The organism is Zunongwangia sp. SCSIO 43204 (genome assembly GCF_019904275.1).
GTDB lineage: Bacteria > Bacteroidota > Bacteroidia > Flavobacteriales > Flavobacteriaceae > Zunongwangia > Zunongwangia mangrovi.
This window is the reverse complement of sequence record NZ_CP063204.1, coordinates 952741-969985: the sequence shown is the minus strand read 5'-3', so window position 1 is coordinate 969985 and position 17245 is coordinate 952741. Positions and strand designations below refer to the sequence as shown.

Genomic DNA, 17245 nt, shown 5'->3' with positions numbered 1-17245 from the left:
ATCTTGTTTACATTTCGAAACAGATCTCTCCACCACGCCTGCTTGTGGGCGAGGCTTGGTCGAGATGACGAAAAATTAACGGTTTACAGTTGACAGCTTTTAGCTATTAGCTGTCAATAAAAATTGCCTTCGAAATTATACAACCTTGTCGCCTGATTCTTGTGTCTATTTTCTATGCTCTATATTCTAACATCTAACTTCTAATTAAAGCGATTTTCGATATAAATTATATAGAATTTTGATCTCTTCAGCATTTAAAATACCGTCTACGTTCTCTTTTTCCTGAAGAAAATGAATTTGAAAGCTTTTGATCGCTGCATCTAGGTCGTTAATATTGTAACCTATAATTCTTAGTGCTTCTGCAATATTAAAATCGGCTGGGATTACGTTGTTAAATAAATACCTGTCCAGTAAGGCAATTCGTTGTTCAAAAACAGGTGAGATTTTATCGATTTTCAGCTGATTTTCTGTAAAAAATTCATGCTCAAATTGTATGTTTTCGATACTATCTTCATCATACCAAATTCCGTAGCCTTCTTCGGCTAAGCGTTTCCAGGGGAAATCGGCACTGGGATCTACTTTTCTTCCGGGAGCAATATCCAGATGTCCTATAAAGTTTTCAGCAGGGATCTTATAATCCTCTTTTAATTGTTTTAAAACATCAAGCAGACTTGAAATTTGAGCTTCAGAAAAGACTTCTTTACCGTTATTATCCAGTTCGATTCCAATAGAAGAAGAGTTAAGATCTGTAGTGTGTCCCCACTGGCCAATACCACCGTGCCAGGCACGATAATAATTATTCAGCATATGAAAAACCTCGCCATCATCACCAATGACATAGTGTGAACTTACCGAAGTTCTTGGGATGGTAAATGTATTTAAGGTTTGGATTGTAGAATCCTGAGCGGTATGATGGATTACTACAAAATTTGGCCGTCGAAGATTAAAATTAGTAGTTCCCACAGGGTACTCACCAAAATTGAGTGCGGAATCAGTCTGGGTTTCCTCTAGTGGGAATCTACTAAGTTCTTTAGCATAGGCTTTCGCCTTTTTCTTGTATACTTTGTTGGTAGTACGGTAAGGGTTTGAAGAACATGAGATCATCAAACCCAAACCTCCTAAAATCAAAATTTTTCTAAAATATGTCATCGTCACAGTTTGTTACCAAAATACGGAATCCTGGTTAAAACTGTACTAGAATTTCCAACGAACAAAGGCTTCTATCGCCTCGTAATTTGCAAGTCCTAAGTTATGGTAAGACATTGCGGTTTCGCTGTTTCTTTCTTCAGCACGTACCCAGAATTCACGTTCGTCGTCACCAGGGAATACCGGAGTGTCTTTTTGTGATTGGTGTTTAAAGATAGCTTCACGTTTTCTAGCCACTTCTTGTGGAGAAAGCGGAACGGCCATTTCGATATCGTGGATATCAAATTCTTGCCATGCACCGCGATACATCCATAACCAACAGTCTTTTGTCCATTCTTCGGTTTCGCGAAGACGTTTCATCGCTTCAATAATTATATTGAAACATACAATATGAGTACCATGCGGATCTGCAAAATCACCAGCAGCAAAGATTTGATGAGGTTTTACTTTTTGAAGTAATTCCATCGTAATTTTTACATCCTCTTCAGTTACCGGGCTTTTTACTTTTTTACCAGTTTCGTAGAATGGTAAAGCCATAAAATGAATATTATCATCTACTAAACCTGCATAACGAGCACCAGCGATCGCTTCAGTTTTTCTGATAAAACCTTTTACGTCCATGATCTCACGAAGATCTATATCATTTGGACGCTTTTCAGTAATAAACTTATTGAAGTTATCGTAGATCTCCTCTAGTTTGCTGGTGTCTTCACCGATACTTCTGTTAAAATCGATCGCAAACTCTACATAACGTAATACATCGGTATCCCAAACTGCGGTATTTCCAGAAGTTTGATAAGCCACGTGTACATCATGTCCCTGGTCTACCAATCTAATAAAAGTACCTCCCATAGAAATTACATCATCATCTGGGTGCGGACTAAAGATGATCGAACGTTTTTTAGCAGGTTCTGCACGTTCTGGACGCTGCGTATCATCTGCGTTTGGTTTTCCACCAGGCCAACCGGTAATCGTATGCTGTAATTGATTAAATACGTCGATATTAATGTTGTAAGCAGGCCCTTTTTCTGTAGCCAGCTGCGCCATACCGTGGCTGTTGTAATCTTCGTCGGTCAACTTTAAAATTGGCTTGTTAACCTCGTTAGATAACCAGATTACGGCTTTCTTAATTTGGTCTTTATCCCAGCTACAATCTTTTACTAACCATGGAGTGTCGAATCTTGTTAATTCTGAAGCTGCATCTTCATCCAAAATAAACTCTACATGATCGTTTAATTGAAGATAAGTTGCTGGTACGCTTCCAGAGATTTCACCTTCAACCGCTTTTTTAATGATTGGAGCTTTCTTTTTACTCCATGCCATTAAAATGATTTCTCGAGCTTTAAAGATGGTACCAATTCCCATGGTAATGGCTTTGGTAGGAACATTTTCTTTTCCACCAAAATCACGAGAAGCATCACGTCTTGTAAGATCATCTAAAGTAACTAAACGTGTACCACTGTTAGGAGCAGAACCAGGTTCGTTAAAACCAATATGTCCTGTTCTACCAATACCAAGCACCTGAAGATCTAAACCACCAACTTCAGTAATTTTCTCTTCGTATTTAAGGCAGAAATCTGCAATATCTTCTTTGGCAAGCGTCCCATCTGGGATGTTGATATTTTCTCTTGGAATATCCACATGGTTAAACAGATTTTCGTCCATGAACTTTACGTAGCTCTGGTTTTCATCTGGCTGCATTGGATAATATTCGTCCAGATTAAAGGTAATAACGTTCTTAAAGCTAAGACCTTCTTCTTTATGAAGACGTATTAGTTCTTCATAAACTTTTACAGGAGTAGCTCCGGTTGCTAGACCTAAAACAGCATTTTTTCCTTTTTCCTGTCTTTTTTTGATAATCTTAGCGATACGCTTTGCAACTTTTACAGAAGCTGAATTTTCGTCTTTGTAAACTTTTACAGGGAGCTTCTCAAAACGTGTTTCTTCTAAGAGATTTAATCTGGCCATGAGTATCTATTTTAACTTAAATGTGACTTAATCATTGTAATTTGATTCTTGAAAATACTGTCCATTACGGCGATGGTGCCGCCATAAAGACTAGAGTTATTGCCAAGATTCGATAATTCTATATTTGTTTTTTCCTTCAGCTGCATCATGCAATAAATATTCATGGATTGCTGAATTGGGGTGGTAATAAATTGTTTTGCTTTGGCGATCTTTCCTTCCAGCACAATAAGTTCTGGATTAAAGATCTGTATTAAGATCGCGATACCTTTACCAAGGCTAATTCCTATTTCAGAAAGTGAGTTTATCGCGAATTGATCGCCTTTGTTGGCCGCTTCAATAATAGTATCTGGTTCTAATTTTTCAAGATCTTCAGGAGTAAGACTATTTAAAATAGAGGTTTGTCCATTTTTAAGTCCTTCTTTTACTTTTCTCACTAAAGCCAGTCCAGAAGCTTCGGTTTCTAAACAACCTCTTTTTCCGCAGTGACAAAGCATACCATCTTCTACCATTGGGATATGTCCAAACTCACCGGCAAAACCAGAAACTCCAGAGTGGATCTTTCCACCCATAATAATTCCCAGTCCAACACCCCAATCCATAGAGATCACCAGTACGTTTTGTTTCTCTTTAGCAAGGCCAAAATGAAATTCGGCCAAAGAAGCACTTTTTGCATCATTTAAGATGGCTACCGGTTTTTTGAATCGCTCTTCGAATTTGTCTCGTAGTGATGTAGGATCCTGTTCGGTTAAATAGTAGGTAAAGTTTTTTCCTTCTTCTGAAGATACCAGACCTGGCATACTTATTCCTACACCCATGATCTTTTTATGATCTACTTCTGAAGCTTCAAAAAACTCCTGAGAAAAATCATATAAAAGGTCTACAATATTGGAGTTGGTAGAAATCTGTGTTTCCAGAATTTCTTCTTTTACAATACTGTGATTATTATCTATAAGTGCCAATTTTATCTTGAAGCGCTCTATATGTATGCTTAATACAAAAAAGGAATGTTCTTTTAAACCATAAAGATCTGGTTTACGGCCACCTTCAGATTTTCCACGTCCTTTTTTAATTACGATACCATCGTCCAGTAACTGGTTGATAAGTGCCATAGAGGTAGGAAGACTAATACCAAATTTTGTACAAATTTCAGCATTAGAGGTATCACCATTAAGAAACATATGCTTTATAATTCGTGTCTTTTGATGTACCTTTTTACGCTCAACATTGCTCATTTCTTCTAGTTGAGCATCTTCTATTAGAAAATCCTGTAAATTTAGACTCATACATGTCGGAAAAATGCAAGGCTTTTCGCCTTTCGTTAAAAATTTAATTCTTATTGCAAAGAACTAAATTTCTGAAAAATAAAAGTATATAAAAAATTTAGTTTACAAAAGACTTAATGTAAAATTTTAGTGAAGATTTTTTATTTAATTAAATTTTGTACATTTAAGAAGATAAAAAAAGATTTATTTTATTTTAATATATGGCTTCTCCCTCTCGCTATTTATCACTGGACATTCTACGCGGAATGACGGTTGCCCTTATGATTTTGGTTAATAATCCAGGAAGCTGGGCTACGATCTATGCTCCCTTTAAACATGCAGCCTGGCATGGGTTTACATTAACAGATCTCGTTTTTCCTACCTTTTTATTTGTGGTAGGAAATGCAATGAGTTTTAGTTTTAAAAAGATCAATACATGGAGTAACACAAAATTCTTTACGAAAACGTTTAAAAGAGCAGCGCTTATCTTTTTAATTGGTTTTGGACTTACTTATTATCCTTTTGTTCGCCGTGTAGAAGGAGAATTTATTCTGAAGAATATTCTGGATATCCGGATCATGGGTGTTTTACAACGAATAGCCATCTGCTATTTATTAGCATCAATTGCCATTCGATTCCTGAAGAAAAAATGGCTCGTCGTTTTATCGATTTTTATCCTATTATTCTATTGGTTTTTATTACTGTTTTATGGCGGAAGCGATCCTTATAGCCTTGAAGCAAATGCCGCTTTAAAATTCGACCAGCTAATATTTAACGAGGAAAATGTTTATCACGGTTTTGGAATTCCGTTTGATCCTGAAGGTTTACTTAGCTGTCTTCCGGCAGTGGTGAATGTTATTTTTGGTTATCTGGCAGGCGCTTTTATTCAGCAAAGTGCGAATAAGAAAAAACTGGTAGTTCAGTTCATTCTTGGCGGTTTGGCGATGATCGCTCTTGCACTTGCCTGGGATTTATATTTACCTATTAATAAACCTATCTGGACCAGTACCTATGTGATCTTAAGTACCGGCTGGGATCTAATTATTCTTAGTGCACTCATCGCGATTTTAGAAATTGCGAATTTTAAATCCTGGTCGCGATTTTTTGAACCTTTTGGTAAAAATCCGCTTTTCATTTTTGTACTCTCCGGAGTTGTGGTGTTAACCATGGGGCTTATATTTATTGGCGATACCTCTTTAAAGGGCTGGATTTATCAAAATTTATTTCTAAGCTGGTTATCTCCTTATAATGCATCATTTTTATATGCGTTATTATTTTTAGTGTTCATGTGGCTTATTGCCTATATTTTAGATAAAAAGAAAATTTATATCAAAGTTTAAACCTAACCCAATGCGATTATTTTCTCTTAAGAAATTATTTCTAACCACCATTGTTTGCTGCGGAATTCAATTCAGTTCTTATGCACAACAGCAACCCGAATTTTTAGAATATACCAATAGTACATGGGTGGATTCTGTAATGCAGAAGTTATCTCCCAATGAACGAATAGCTCAGCTTATTATGGTAGCAGCCTATTCTAATCGAGATTCGAAACATAAAGAAGAAATTTTAAAGCTAATCAAAGAGCAAAAGATCGGCGGACTCATTTTCTTTCAGGGAACTGCGAAAAAACAGGTGCAGTTAATGAACGATTACCAATTAGTTGCTGAAGTTCCGCTTCTTGGAGCAATTGATGCCGAGTGGGGATTGGGAATGCGTTTGGATAATACGATTAGTTTCCCTTATCAAATGGCTCTAGGTGCGATACAAGATGACACCTTATTATACAAAATGGGAGAAGAATTAGCGCGCCAAATTAAACGAACCGGCCTACACATGAATTTTGCTCCCGTGGTAGATGTAAATAACAATCCTAATAACCCGGTGATCAATTACCGAAGCTTTGGAGAGGATAAAGAAAAAGTGGCCAAAAAAGGAATCGCGTATATGAAAGGGATGCAGGATCAAAAGATCTTAACCACCGCCAAACATTTTCCCGGGCATGGTGATACCGATACCGATTCGCATAAAGCTTTACCACAAATAAACCATCCATTTTCAAGATTGGATAGTTTAGAGATGTATCCTTTTAAAAAATTGATCGATGCTGGGATTGGTGGTGTAATGGTGGCGCATTTAAATATTCCGGCGCTGGATAGTAGCGGCGTTCCTTCAACTTTATCTAAAAAGATTATTAGCGGTATTTTAAAAGAGAAGCTTGGTTTTAAAGGTTTGATCGTAACCGATGCCATGAACATGAAAGGCGTAACTACCGGAAATGAACCTGGCGTTGTGGATAAAAAAGCCATTATTGCCGGCAACGATCTTTTAGAATTTACAGAAGATGTTCCAAAAGCTATTGCTGAAGTTAGAAAAGCAATAAACCAGGGTGTGATCTCTCAAAAAGATATCGATGAGAAATGCCGAAAAGTGCTGGCGGTAAAACAATGGGTTGGACTAAATAATTATGAAGCGCTTAAAACAGCGAATATTGATAAAGAACTGAATAATTCTTATGCAAAATATATTCAGCAGAAATTGGTTGAAAAATCGCTTACGGTTTTAAAAAATGAGCAGGAAATGATTCCGCTTCGAAGATTGGATACCTTAAAAATCGCGAGTGTTTCAATCGGGGCAGAAAAGAAAACCACTTTTCAGGAAAATTTAGGCTGGTATACTAAGATCGATCATTTTCAGCTTAAAAATGAAGCCAGTGCGAGTCAGATTTCCGCAGTAAAAGAAAAATTAAAGAATTATAATGTAGTGATTGCCGGTTTACACGATCACAGTAAATATCCTAGAAACAGCATTCAGTATTCAAATTCGGTTTTAAAATTTATTGCTGAAATTGCACAAAATGAGCATACTATTTTTAGCGTTTTTAAAAATCCGTATACGCTGAATAAAATCGACAATATTGAAGAAGCTACGGTATTAATTGAAGCTTATCAGGACTCTGAATTATCGCAACAAAAGGCAGCGCAACTTATTTTTGGCGGATTTAAAGCTGATGGAAAACTTCCGGTAAGTGTTGGTAAGATATTTAAGGCTGGCGACGGCGTGGAAACTTCAGAAAAGATTCGTTTTTCGTATACCGCACCAGAAGATGCAGGAATGAATGCCGATTTTCTACAAAATGGGATCGATTCTTTAATGCATCAGGCAATGGATCGTAAAGCGATTCCGGGCGGAGTGGTTTTGATCGCAAAAGACGAAAAAGTTGTTTTTCAAAAAGCTTATGGTTTGCACAAATACAGCGATACCATAAAAACAAAAGCTTCAGATCTTTTCGACCTGGCTTCGGTAACTAAAATTTCTTCGGCTTTACCCGCATTAATGAAATTGCACGACGAAGGTAAATTCAGTTTAGAAGATGGGATCGACGATTATATGCCGTATTTTAAAAATTCCAACAAAGCTGGAGTTCCATTTCGCCAAATCTTTGCGCACCAGGCACGTTTTAAACCCTGGATCGCTTACTGGCAAAATACGCTAAGAAAGAACGGAAGTTATAAATGGAATACGTTTAAAAAGGATTCTTCGGCCAGGTTTCCTATAAAAATAAGTGACGATATGTGGCTGCATCGCAATTATAAAAAGAAGATGTATAAGGCGATAAAAAAGTCTCCGCTAGAAGACAAAGCTGAGTATAAATATTCTGGACTTGCTTTTTATTTGCTTCCGCAGATCGTAGAGAATTTGAGTAATGAAAATTACAGAACCTATTTAAATGAAAATTTCTACTCAAAATTAGGTGCGACAACTTTAGGATATCGTCCAACAGAAGAATTCGACATTTCCAGAATTGTTCCTACAGAAAGCGATTTTGATTTTAGACACGAGCCAATTCATGGAAGCGTACACGATGAAGGTGCGATTATGATGGGCGGCGTTTCAGCGAATGCAGGATTATTTTCTAACGCGAACGACCTAGCTAAACTAATGCAAATGTATTTGAATATGGGTAAATACGGGGGAGAGCGTTATATCGAAGAAGCTACGTTTAAAGAATGGACCAAAACACAGTTTCCAGAAAATAATAATCGTCGCGCAATAGCTTTCGATAAACCAAATTTAGAATATACCGGCCCGGGAAATAATACCGCAAAAGATGCCAGTGCAGCTAGTTTTGGACATACCGGTTTTACCGGAACAATGGTTTGGATGGATCCAGAAAAAGACCTTCTTTTTGTATTTTTATCGAACAGAGTTCTGCCAACCAGAGATAATCGAAGACTTTATAGCTTAAATACACGAACGCAAATTCAGCAAGTTTTATACGATTCTATGGGGTATTAAAACGTTTTATCGATAAGGGATTTGTTTGATTTTCAGATAGTATTTGGCATATTTATTTGTAAATGCTTAATTGATTTCTATTCAAAACTATATATTTGCGATGCTAAACTAACTACATCAAATGATCAAACTATACTATCTACCCCTTTTAGCATTTAGTTTATTTATATCTAACCGTTCTTTTTCTCAAAGTGATGTTGAAGGACAAATTTTAGATCAAAATAACGATGCGGTAAGCTTTGCAAATGTGATCTTGCTGAATGCTAAAGATTCAGTTTCCGTAGTGAAAGGTGTTATTTCTGAAGATAATGGTAAGTTTTTATTCGAGGGAATAGAGGATAATGCTTATGTCTTGAAAGTTAGTTTTTTAGGATTTGAAGAATATCTGAAGCGTATAGAAGTTGAAGGAAATACTAGTTTAGGGAATATCAAATTACAGGAAGCCAGTAATAATTTAGATGAGGTTACTGTACGAGCAAGAAAACCCAAGATTGAAAGAAAAATAGACCGAATTTCTTTCAATGTCGAGAACTCGGTAATTTCAAGTTTAAACACTTTCGAGATTTTAAAGCGAACGCCAGGTGTAATTGTTAGTCAGGGTGAATTATTAGTGAAAAATCGTCCAGCAACGGTATATATCAATGACCGAAAAGTTTATTTATCTACGGCCGAGTTAGAGCAGTTACTTGCAGGTTTAAGTGGTGAAAATGTAAAATCTGTAGAGGTGATTACAACTCCGCCTGCAAAATATGAAGCTGAAGGTAGTGGCGCGATCTTAAATATCGTAATGTCTAAAAATCCATCGATTGGATATAAAGGAAGTGTAAATGCCTCGAACACGATCGCAGTTTTACCAAAATATAGTTTAGGGACCAGCCAGTACTATAAAACCAATAACGTAAATGCTTTTGCAAGTTATAATTTTAATGCCAGAAACATTTACAAGAACGACGAAAGTAATGTGACTTATTTTGAGCAGGATGGCTCAGAAAACTCTACATGGCTTGGTGATTTTGAACGCGACACAAAAAATTATGCGCATAGTTTAAATACGATCCTAGATTTTACGCTTTCAGAAAAAAGTAGTTTAAGCCTTAGCGCTAATTTAAATTTCACTCCAAAAAATGACTCAGATCTAAACGGAAGAACAGATATTTATGATCCTTCAGAAGCTTTAGATTCATTTTTTACTACAGATAGCCGTTTGGAAAATGAAGGCAAAAACATGCTTTTTAATGCCGATTACTCTACAAGTTTAGGTGAAAACGGAACTACATTATCCGCACAAGCTAATTATATTCGGTTTGATGAAAATCAGGATCAGGATCTAAATACTACTTATTTTAGTGGCGGTGGTAATGAAATTACAAATAATGCCATTTTAACTCAGGGTTTTCAAAACTCAGATATTTATACCGGGCAGGTAGATATTACTTCAAATATGGGAAGTTTGCCTGTAGAAACCGGAATTAAATATTCTGGAATTACGTCTAATAGTGGCCTCGATTTTTATGATAGTTTATTAGATCAGGCAGATGATCTTTCAGATGCTTTAGATTACGACGAGAATATTTATGCAGCCTATTTTAGTACGTCTAAAGATTGGGAGAAATGGAGTTTAAAAGCTGGTTTAAGAGGAGAATATACAGATATTACCGGGATTTCTACCCAAAACGGACTCGTAAACGATCAGGATTATTTTCAGTTATTCCCAACTTTTTATGCGATGCGAAGTGTTGGCGAAGAGAATTCTATCAGTTTTGAATATAGCAGAAGGATCGAGCGACCAAGATTTCAGAGTTTAAATCCATTTCAATATTATATTAACGAGAATAACGTAAAAGAAGGAAATCCATCTTTGGTGCCTGGTATTGCGAATAAGGTATCTTTCAATTATTCGCATAAAGGCTTCTTGTTTTTCGATTTATATTGGGATAGGGTAGATAATTCGCCTTCGGTTTTAGCATTTCAGGATAACCAAGACCAGATCTTACGAACGCTAAACGACAATTTAGATTACACTCAGCAATTCAGTTTAGATATTACTTACGCTAATTTTGTGACCAATTGGTATTACCTGTACGCGTATGCATCTGGATTCTATATGGAAAACCAGATCTATGCCAGAGAAAGTGCTCCAGAAACTTACAAGATCGATACATTTAGTACGTTTTTGAATGTAGGAAATTACTTTTATTTTGGTAGCGACGGGACATTTAGTGGTAATGTAAACACCTATTTTTTACCGAATATTTTAGCCGGAAGCTACAAATATCAAGACCCGCAATTTGGATTGGATCTAGGGCTACGTAAAACTTTTATGAACAATAAGATCTCAGTTTCTTTAAATGCTGAAGATCTTTTTAGAACCATGAATATTCCGCTGCAAAGCCAGTATTTGAATCAGGATAACGGATTTTATGCAATTTCTGAAACGCGAAGAATCACTTTTGGTATTCGATACAATTTTGGGAATTTTAGGTTAAACGATAATAGCCGAGCGATTAATGCTGATGAAGAAACCAGGCTTCAGGAAAGAAATGTCTTGGATTAATGCTCTATTGAGGCTTTGACTCTTTTTCTGCGGAAATGATTCTTGGTTTTAATAATCGGATTTTTTTCAGCTAAAAGATTTTAAAAATTTATGCTGAAATTATCGAATTTTAGACTCTGTTTTTGCTGAAGTAATCATAGCGCAATATGTTGCTTTAGTTCCATTTTCTTAAAATTTATTATCATTCAAAGTCCATTCAGAAGGGACTCTAAGCGCTTGAAAAAAGGTAGTTTACCTGAATTTTAAATTCTTCAATCTTATTTATTAATTTTGCTCTTTCTAAAAAACAAATGAACGTGGCAAAAATAGGAGATATAGATGTAGGAGAGTTTCCATTGCTTTTAGCACCAATGGAAGATGTGAGTGACCCACCATTTAGAGCTTTATGTAAAGAACAGGGCGCCGATGTGGTTTTTACTGAATTTATCTCTTCGGAAGGTTTAATTAGAGATGCCGCCAAAAGTACCATGAAACTGGATATTTACGAAAAAGAGCGTCCGGTTGGGATTCAGATTTTCGGGGCAAATTTAGAAAGCATGCTACAATCTGTCGAGATTGTTGAAAAATCTGGTCCTGATATTATCGATATCAACTTTGGATGCCCGGTAAAAAAGGTAGTTTCTAAAGGCGCCGGTGCCGGTATTTTAAAAGATATAGATCTCATGGTTTCCCTAACAGAAGCTATGGTAAAACACACTAAACTCCCTGTAACTGTAAAAACCCGTTTAGGTTGGGATCACGATTCGATAAAAATCCTTGAGGTTGCCGAGCGTTTACAGGATGTTGGTTGCAAAGCGATTTCTATCCACGGAAGAACAAGAGCGCAGATGTATAAAGGCGAAGCCGATTGGAGGCCGATTGCTGAAGTAAAGAATAATCCCCGAATGCATATTCCGGTTTTTGGAAATGGAGATGTAGACACTCCTGAAAGAGCCGTAGAAATGCGTGATGAATACGGTTTAGACGGCGCGATGATCGGTCGTGCAAGTATCGGGAATCCGTGGTTTTTTAGAGAAGTAAAGCATTATTTTAAAACAGGAAAACATTTAGCGCCACCAACTCTGCAGGAACGTGTTGAAGCTGCGAGAAGACATTTACAAATGTCGATCGATTGGAAAGGAGAGAAGCTGGGTGTTTTTGAAACCAGAAGACATTATACCAATTATTTTAAAGGTATTCCGCATTTTAAAGAATATCGCATGAAAATGGTCACCAGCGATGATGCTGCAGATGTTTTTAAAGCTTTTGATGAGGTAGAAAGAGATTTCGCCGGCTACGAGTTTGTCTAATTAGTATTTAGAAATAAGATCGCTTGGCTGTGAGATTTTAGATTCTAGAGTTTAGATATTGCACTGGAGAAGTAGGATTTATTTTTATTGGCATATTTTGAATTGTGAATGAAGAAGGTGTAACTTCGAGTGATTTTAGTGAAGTGAAAACGGAAATAAAATTGTATTGAGAAGTAGATAGAAGTTAGAAATAAGATCGCTAACGCAGTTAGATGTGAGATTTTAGAATATAGACCTAAAAGCAAGGATCAAGAGTCAAGATTATATAATTTAGAAAGTAATTCTTTGTTGAAAGGCCAGCGCTAACAGTTTCTAAAATCTGCCTACTGAGACTGCTTACTGAATCAATAATTTACTCTTCCAGTGCTTTTTTACTTCTTCCAGCGGCAAGGAAAGAGGCCAGTAGTCCTAGAATTCCTATGGTTAAAATTACGGTGAGAATATTGCTAATTTCGATCGTAACGGGATAAGCTAAACTAGGTGTGATCATTACCAGATCAAATTGCATTTGCAGATAAATGAGGATAATGGCGAATAGAAGTCCTATTCCTCCACCAATGGTACACATTAACATTCCCTGGGTAAAAAAAATATTTTTGATCTGTTTTGGTGTCGCGCCTAAACTCTGCAAGGTTTTGATATTATCCTTTTTATCCAGAATTACCATAATGATTGATCCCACTACGTTGAATAATGCAATAATTAAAACTAGAGTGAAAATCAGGTAAACGGCAAGATTTTCAGTATTTAGCATTTTGTAAAGTACATCATTCAGTTGTGCTCGAGTTCTAATTTCAACTGAATTGTCGAAGGACTTCAGTATTGTTTCCTTTACGGATTCTTCGTCAGCCTCCGCAGATAATTTTATTTCTACAGCGCTAAAGGTGTTTTCATCTAAATCTAAAAGGCTTTGCGCAAAACCAATATTAGAGAAAACGTATTTATCATTAAGGTCTGAATTAATATTATAAATACCACTAACCACAACGCTTTTCTGGTTAAAAGCATCGGCAGGATTGGTAACCTGTCCCTTTCCTGGTTTTGGAACCAATAATCGCATTAAGCGGTTATAATTAAAAAGTCCGGGATTCAGTTTCCTTGAAATATCAGCTCCAATTACTACCTGAGGTTCTGAAGAGGTAAACCATGTGCCATCGACAGAGCTATCGATTTGCGTAACCTGCTGGTAACGCTCGTCTACTCCTTTTATAAAAGCCCAGGCTGTTTTTTCTTCGTATTCTAAGAAAACACGTTCTTCGATAGTTTTGCTGTAGCTTGCAATTCCGTCGATATTCGCAAAATCTTCATCTAATTTTTCAGAAAAAATAATGGTTTTGCCCGTTTTCGGAATCACTTTTAAGTCGGGATCAAACTCATTAGCAAATGCAAGACTAAACTCACGCAGGCCAGAGAATCCAGAAAGCACGATAAATAAAGAAAAAGCCCCGGCAAAAACGCCAATAGCAGCGATTATAGTGATAATATTAATCGCATTATTACTGCTTTTAGAAAACAGGTAGCGTTTGGCGATGTATAAAGGGAACTTCAAGTTATGACTTTTTCCTGCGTTCTAAAAGATCTGGATTATTTATTGGATCTTCGTCGCCTTTCATCGATTTTTCAATATTCTCGATATATTCTAGAGAGTCGTCGATAAAAAAGCTAAGATCGGGCATTTTACGTAGCTGATTTTTGGTACGTAAAGCCATTTGATGTTTGATCTTCGACTTTATTTCGTTTAACTCACTTAGAATTTCGTTGGCATGTTTCTGCGGAAAAACGCTTAGATAAGCTTTGGCAATGCTAAGATCTGTAGTTACTTTAACTTTAGAAACAGAAATTAAAATTCCATTTATCCCGGCATCTCTTAAATTATTATTTAAGATTTCTGCCAGATCTTTCTGCAAAACGCCTCCTATTTTTTTCTGTCTGTTTGTTTCCATGTTGCAAAAATAGTACTTTAAACTTAGCTGTAGATTTATTGAAGATAAGAATAATTATTTTAGTGCGATCTTTACTCGATAATCGAAATTAAATGCTTCTTGCTCTTAAGTAGTTTACAAAAATTAGTTTTGATTTTAATAATTCTGAAATGAAAAGGATAGAACATATAGGTATTGCCGTGAATGATCTTGAAGCAGCCAACAAGGTCTATGCGGCGGTAATGGGAAAACCTCATTATAAAACAGAAGCAGTAGTAAGCGAAGGTGTGAATACTTCTTTTTTTGAAATTGGAGAAAGTAAGATTGAGTTATTAGCGGCAACCAGCGAAGATAGTGCTATTGCAAAATCGATTCTGAAAAGGGGAGAAGGGATGCATCATATTGCTTTTGCGGTAGATGATATTGAAGCTGAAATAAAACGGCTTAAAAATGAAGGTTTTCAGCTTTTAAATGAGCAGCCAAGAACGGGAGCAGATAATAAGTTGGTAGTATTTATGCATCCTAAGGAAGCCAATGGAGTTTTAATTGAACTTTGCCAGGAAATTAGGTGAACTTTGCTGAAATATTTAATGACATTGTAAAAGTCAATGATATTGAACTAATGGTATTACTCATAAAACATTACTAAGCAGATGCTAGATTTTGTGTCTAGATTATTTGTTCTCAAAACATTAAATATCGATTGTAGACTAATTTAAAAAAATGTTTGGCGCATAACGGGGATTTATCTAAATTTGCGCACCCATAATTAATTTTGTGGACTGGTCCTATAGCTCAGCTGGTTAGAGCACTTGACTCATAATCAAGGGGTCCATGGTTCGAGCCCATGTGGGACCACATAAAAGCTTCTCAATTTTGAGAAGCTTTTATTTTTTAGAAAGCATAATATACTTCACTACTCTTGTATGCTATCATATACTGAAGCTTGATTATTCATTTTTATTTCAAACTTTATTCAAGTCATTTTAATAATTAGTTTTCTTAGATAAGGATTTCTCTTAGCCTATTTAATACCCGAAAATTTATCTCCATAATTTCTTAAAAACATGATAATCATCAGTTTCCTCACTTTAATTCTCATGTATCTTTATACTCGATTTATCCCAATCTTCAACTAGAGTAGAAAGTCAATTAAATCATCCAATTATGGAATTTTTGTTAGATTTTTTAGGTACAGATTATATCGCACTTTTCATTATTATCGGTATTGGTATTTTTTTAGGCGGAATTAAAATTAAAGGGGTATCCTTTGATTCTTCAGCAGTAATTTTTGTAGCTATTTTTTACGGCTACTGGCTCAACATTCAGGGAGTAGAGTTTGAACTTCCGGAAATTATTCAGAAAATAGGTCTTTTGCTTTTTATTTTTACCATTGGTATGCAGGCAGGACCGTCTTTCTTTGAAGTATTTAAAAGTCAAGGTGCGAAATTGATCATTTTGGCAGTTTTAAGTGTAGTCATTGGTACGATTACTACTGCATTATTATCAGTCGGGTTTGATGTAGATTACAAAATTTCGGTAGGCTTATTAACGGGAGCACTTACCAGTACACCAGGTTTGGCCGCAGCTATCGAGGCTTCTAATTCTCCATTGGCATCTATTGGTTATGGTATTGCATATCCTTTTGGTGTAATTGGGGTTATTTTATTTGTGAAACTCTCGCCGAAGCTTTTTGGAGCTAAAATTTCAAAAGAGGAAGAAAATTACATTCGGGAAGCGCAAAGTAAGATTCCAGAAGTTACTAACAGGAATTTCGAAATTACAAATGATAATATCGAAGGTCGTACCATAAAAGATCTGGATATTAGAATGATGACCAAAGCCAATATTTCAAGGATTATGAGCCCTAATACCATGTCTGTTGCTCCTACTGCTGAAGCTATTTTGCATAAAGGCGATGTAGTAAAAGCAGTTGGAACTGAAGAAGCTTTAAAAAGGGTAGAAGTATTACTTGGACATTCTACAGACGTTGAAATACCCGCGAGTGGTTTAATGGAAGTGAAATGGTATGTAGTTTCAAGACGTAACCTTGTAAATAAATCACTTAAAGAATTAAATGTAAAACGAAATTTTAAAGCAACGGTAACCAGAGTTCGACGAGCAGGAATAGATCTATCGGCGAGGCCTACTTTAAAACTGAGATATGGAGACCGTTTATTAATTTCTTCCAGTAAAGGAAATGTGGCTGCTCTTTCTCACATTTTGGGCGATAGTATGAAAGAAGTAGAAACCACAAGTTTCTTACCTGTAGCTTTGGGCTGTGTGGTTGGCTTACTCTTGGGGGCCATAGAAATTCCGCTTCCTGGCGGTAGTTCTTTTTCTTTGGGAATTACAGGAGGTGTTTTAATTGCTGCCCTGGTTTTAAGTAGGATTGGTAAAACCGGTCCAATCATTTGGAATTTACCCGTAGTAGGAAATCAAATTTTAAGGCAATTTGGTTTATTGCTTTTTCTAACTCCTGTAGGATTAGCTGCCGGAAGTAAAATTGCACCTACAATTAACGAATATGGGCTTAATCTTTTCGGTATAGGAGCAATAATCACTTTAGTGCCTATGATCATTGTAGTTATTATTGGTAGATTATTCTTTAAGGTTAACTTCCTTTCGCTTTTGGGAGCTTTAACCGGCGGAATGACGAGTACACCTGGCCTTACTGCTGTAGATTCTATGACCAGTACAGAAGGTCCCCAGGTTGCTTACGCTACAGTTTATCCTTTTGCTTTAGTTATGATAATAATCTGTGCACAAATTTTAGGAAGCTTGTAAGCTTCAGGTTAAAAGGCT

11 protein-coding genes and 1 tRNA gene are annotated in these 17245 nt (G+C 36.3%); 7 read left to right on the top strand and 5 right to left on the bottom strand.

Annotated features, from left to right (window positions below; all coding sequences use genetic code 11):
• Positions 1-204: 204 nt before the first annotated feature.
• The 3 genes from INR75_RS04260 to INR75_RS04250 are packed head-to-tail and all read right to left on the bottom strand — an operon-like array spanning position 205 to position 4397.
• Positions 205-1149: an N-acetylmuramoyl-L-alanine amidase gene (locus INR75_RS04260; protein ID WP_223090907.1), complete on the bottom strand. Its 945-nt coding sequence runs from the start codon at positions 1147-1149 to the stop codon at positions 205-207.
• Positions 1150-1194: 45 nt separating this feature from the next.
• Positions 1195-3114: a glucosamine-6-phosphate deaminase gene (gene nagB / locus INR75_RS04255; RefSeq protein ID WP_092539787.1), complete on the bottom strand. Its 1920-nt coding sequence runs from the start codon at positions 3112-3114 to the stop codon at positions 1195-1197.
• Between the two features lie 11 nt (positions 3115-3125).
• Positions 3126-4397, bottom strand: a complete 1272-nt coding sequence (locus tag INR75_RS04250; protein WP_223090906.1) for an ROK family transcriptional regulator — start codon at positions 4395-4397, stop codon at positions 3126-3128.
• A 200-nt stretch (positions 4398-4597) separates the two neighbouring features.
• Here INR75_RS04250 and INR75_RS04245 point away from each other — a divergent pair, with 200 nt between their 5' ends.
• The 4 genes from INR75_RS04245 to dusB all read left to right on the top strand — a co-directional run bounded on the left by INR75_RS04245 (position 4598) and on the right by dusB (position 12518).
• Entirely contained in the window at positions 4598-5716 is a 1119-nt protein-coding gene (locus INR75_RS04245; RefSeq protein ID WP_223090905.1) for an acyltransferase family protein, read from the top strand.
• Positions 5717-5726: 10 nt separating this feature from the next.
• Positions 5727-8675 carry a glycoside hydrolase family 3 N-terminal domain-containing protein gene (locus tag INR75_RS04240; protein WP_223090904.1) on the top strand — a complete coding sequence of 983 codons (2949 nt, stop codon included), beginning with the start codon at positions 5727-5729 and terminating at the stop codon, positions 8673-8675.
• 121 nt (positions 8676-8796) lie between these two features.
• Entirely contained in the window at positions 8797-11229 is a 2433-nt protein-coding gene (locus INR75_RS04235) for an outer membrane beta-barrel protein (RefSeq protein WP_223090903.1), read from the top strand.
• Positions 11230-11525: 296 nt separating this feature from the next.
• Positions 11526-12518, top strand: coding sequence for a tRNA dihydrouridine synthase DusB (gene dusB / locus INR75_RS04230; RefSeq protein ID WP_223091849.1), 993 nt, complete (start codon positions 11526-11528; stop codon positions 12516-12518).
• A 352-nt stretch (positions 12519-12870) separates the two neighbouring features.
• On the opposite strand, the gene INR75_RS04225 is transcribed toward dusB, so the two are convergent.
• Together INR75_RS04225 and rbfA are read right to left on the bottom strand one after the other, a co-directional pair.
• On the bottom strand, positions 12871-14067 hold the full coding sequence (locus tag INR75_RS04225; RefSeq protein WP_223090902.1) for an ABC transporter permease: 1197 nt from the start codon (positions 14065-14067) through the stop codon (positions 12871-12873).
• A 1-nt stretch (position 14068) separates the two neighbouring features.
• Complete coding sequence (rbfA, locus tag INR75_RS04220) at positions 14069-14461, bottom strand: 30S ribosome-binding factor RbfA (protein ID WP_084842026.1); 393 nt, start codon at positions 14459-14461, stop codon at positions 14069-14071.
• 149 nt (positions 14462-14610) lie between these two features.
• Between rbfA and mce the strand changes: the two genes are divergently transcribed.
• The 3 genes from mce (at position 14611) to INR75_RS04205 (ending at position 17227) form a co-directional block, all read left to right on the top strand.
• Positions 14611-15012, top strand: coding sequence for a methylmalonyl-CoA epimerase (gene mce, locus INR75_RS04215; RefSeq protein WP_223090901.1), 402 nt, complete (start codon positions 14611-14613; stop codon positions 15010-15012).
• 212 nt (positions 15013-15224) lie between these two features.
• Positions 15225-15298, top strand: a tRNA-Ile gene (locus INR75_RS04210).
• A 309-nt stretch (positions 15299-15607) separates the two neighbouring features.
• Positions 15608-17227: an aspartate:alanine exchanger family transporter gene (locus INR75_RS04205; protein ID WP_223090900.1), complete on the top strand. Its 1620-nt coding sequence runs from the start codon at positions 15608-15610 to the stop codon at positions 17225-17227.
• The last annotated feature ends 18 nt before the right edge of the window (positions 17228-17245 follow it).

Coding starts and splice junctions, on each gene's coding strand:
- mce (WP_223090901.1), top strand. CDS start 14,611: ATGAAAAGGATAGAACATATAGGTATTGCCGTGAATGATCTTGAAGCA.
- INR75_RS04205 (WP_223090900.1), top strand. CDS start 15,608: ATGGAATTTTTGTTAGATTTTTTAGGTACAGATTATATCGCACTTTTC.
- INR75_RS04240 (WP_223090904.1), top strand. CDS start 5,727: ATGCGATTATTTTCTCTTAAGAAATTATTTCTAACCACCATTGTTTGC.
- INR75_RS04245 (WP_223090905.1), top strand. CDS start 4,598: ATGGCTTCTCCCTCTCGCTATTTATCACTGGACATTCTACGCGGAATG.
- INR75_RS04260 (WP_223090907.1), bottom strand. CDS start 1,149: ATGACATATTTTAGAAAAATTTTGATTTTAGGAGGTTTGGGTTTGATG.
- INR75_RS04235 (WP_223090903.1), top strand. CDS start 8,797: ATGATCAAACTATACTATCTACCCCTTTTAGCATTTAGTTTATTTATA.
- rbfA (WP_084842026.1), bottom strand. CDS start 14,461: ATGGAAACAAACAGACAGAAAAAAATAGGAGGCGTTTTGCAGAAAGAT.
- INR75_RS04250 (WP_223090906.1), bottom strand. CDS start 4,397: ATGAGTCTAAATTTACAGGATTTTCTAATAGAAGATGCTCAACTAGAA.
- nagB (WP_092539787.1), bottom strand. CDS start 3,114: ATGGCCAGATTAAATCTCTTAGAAGAAACACGTTTTGAGAAGCTCCCT.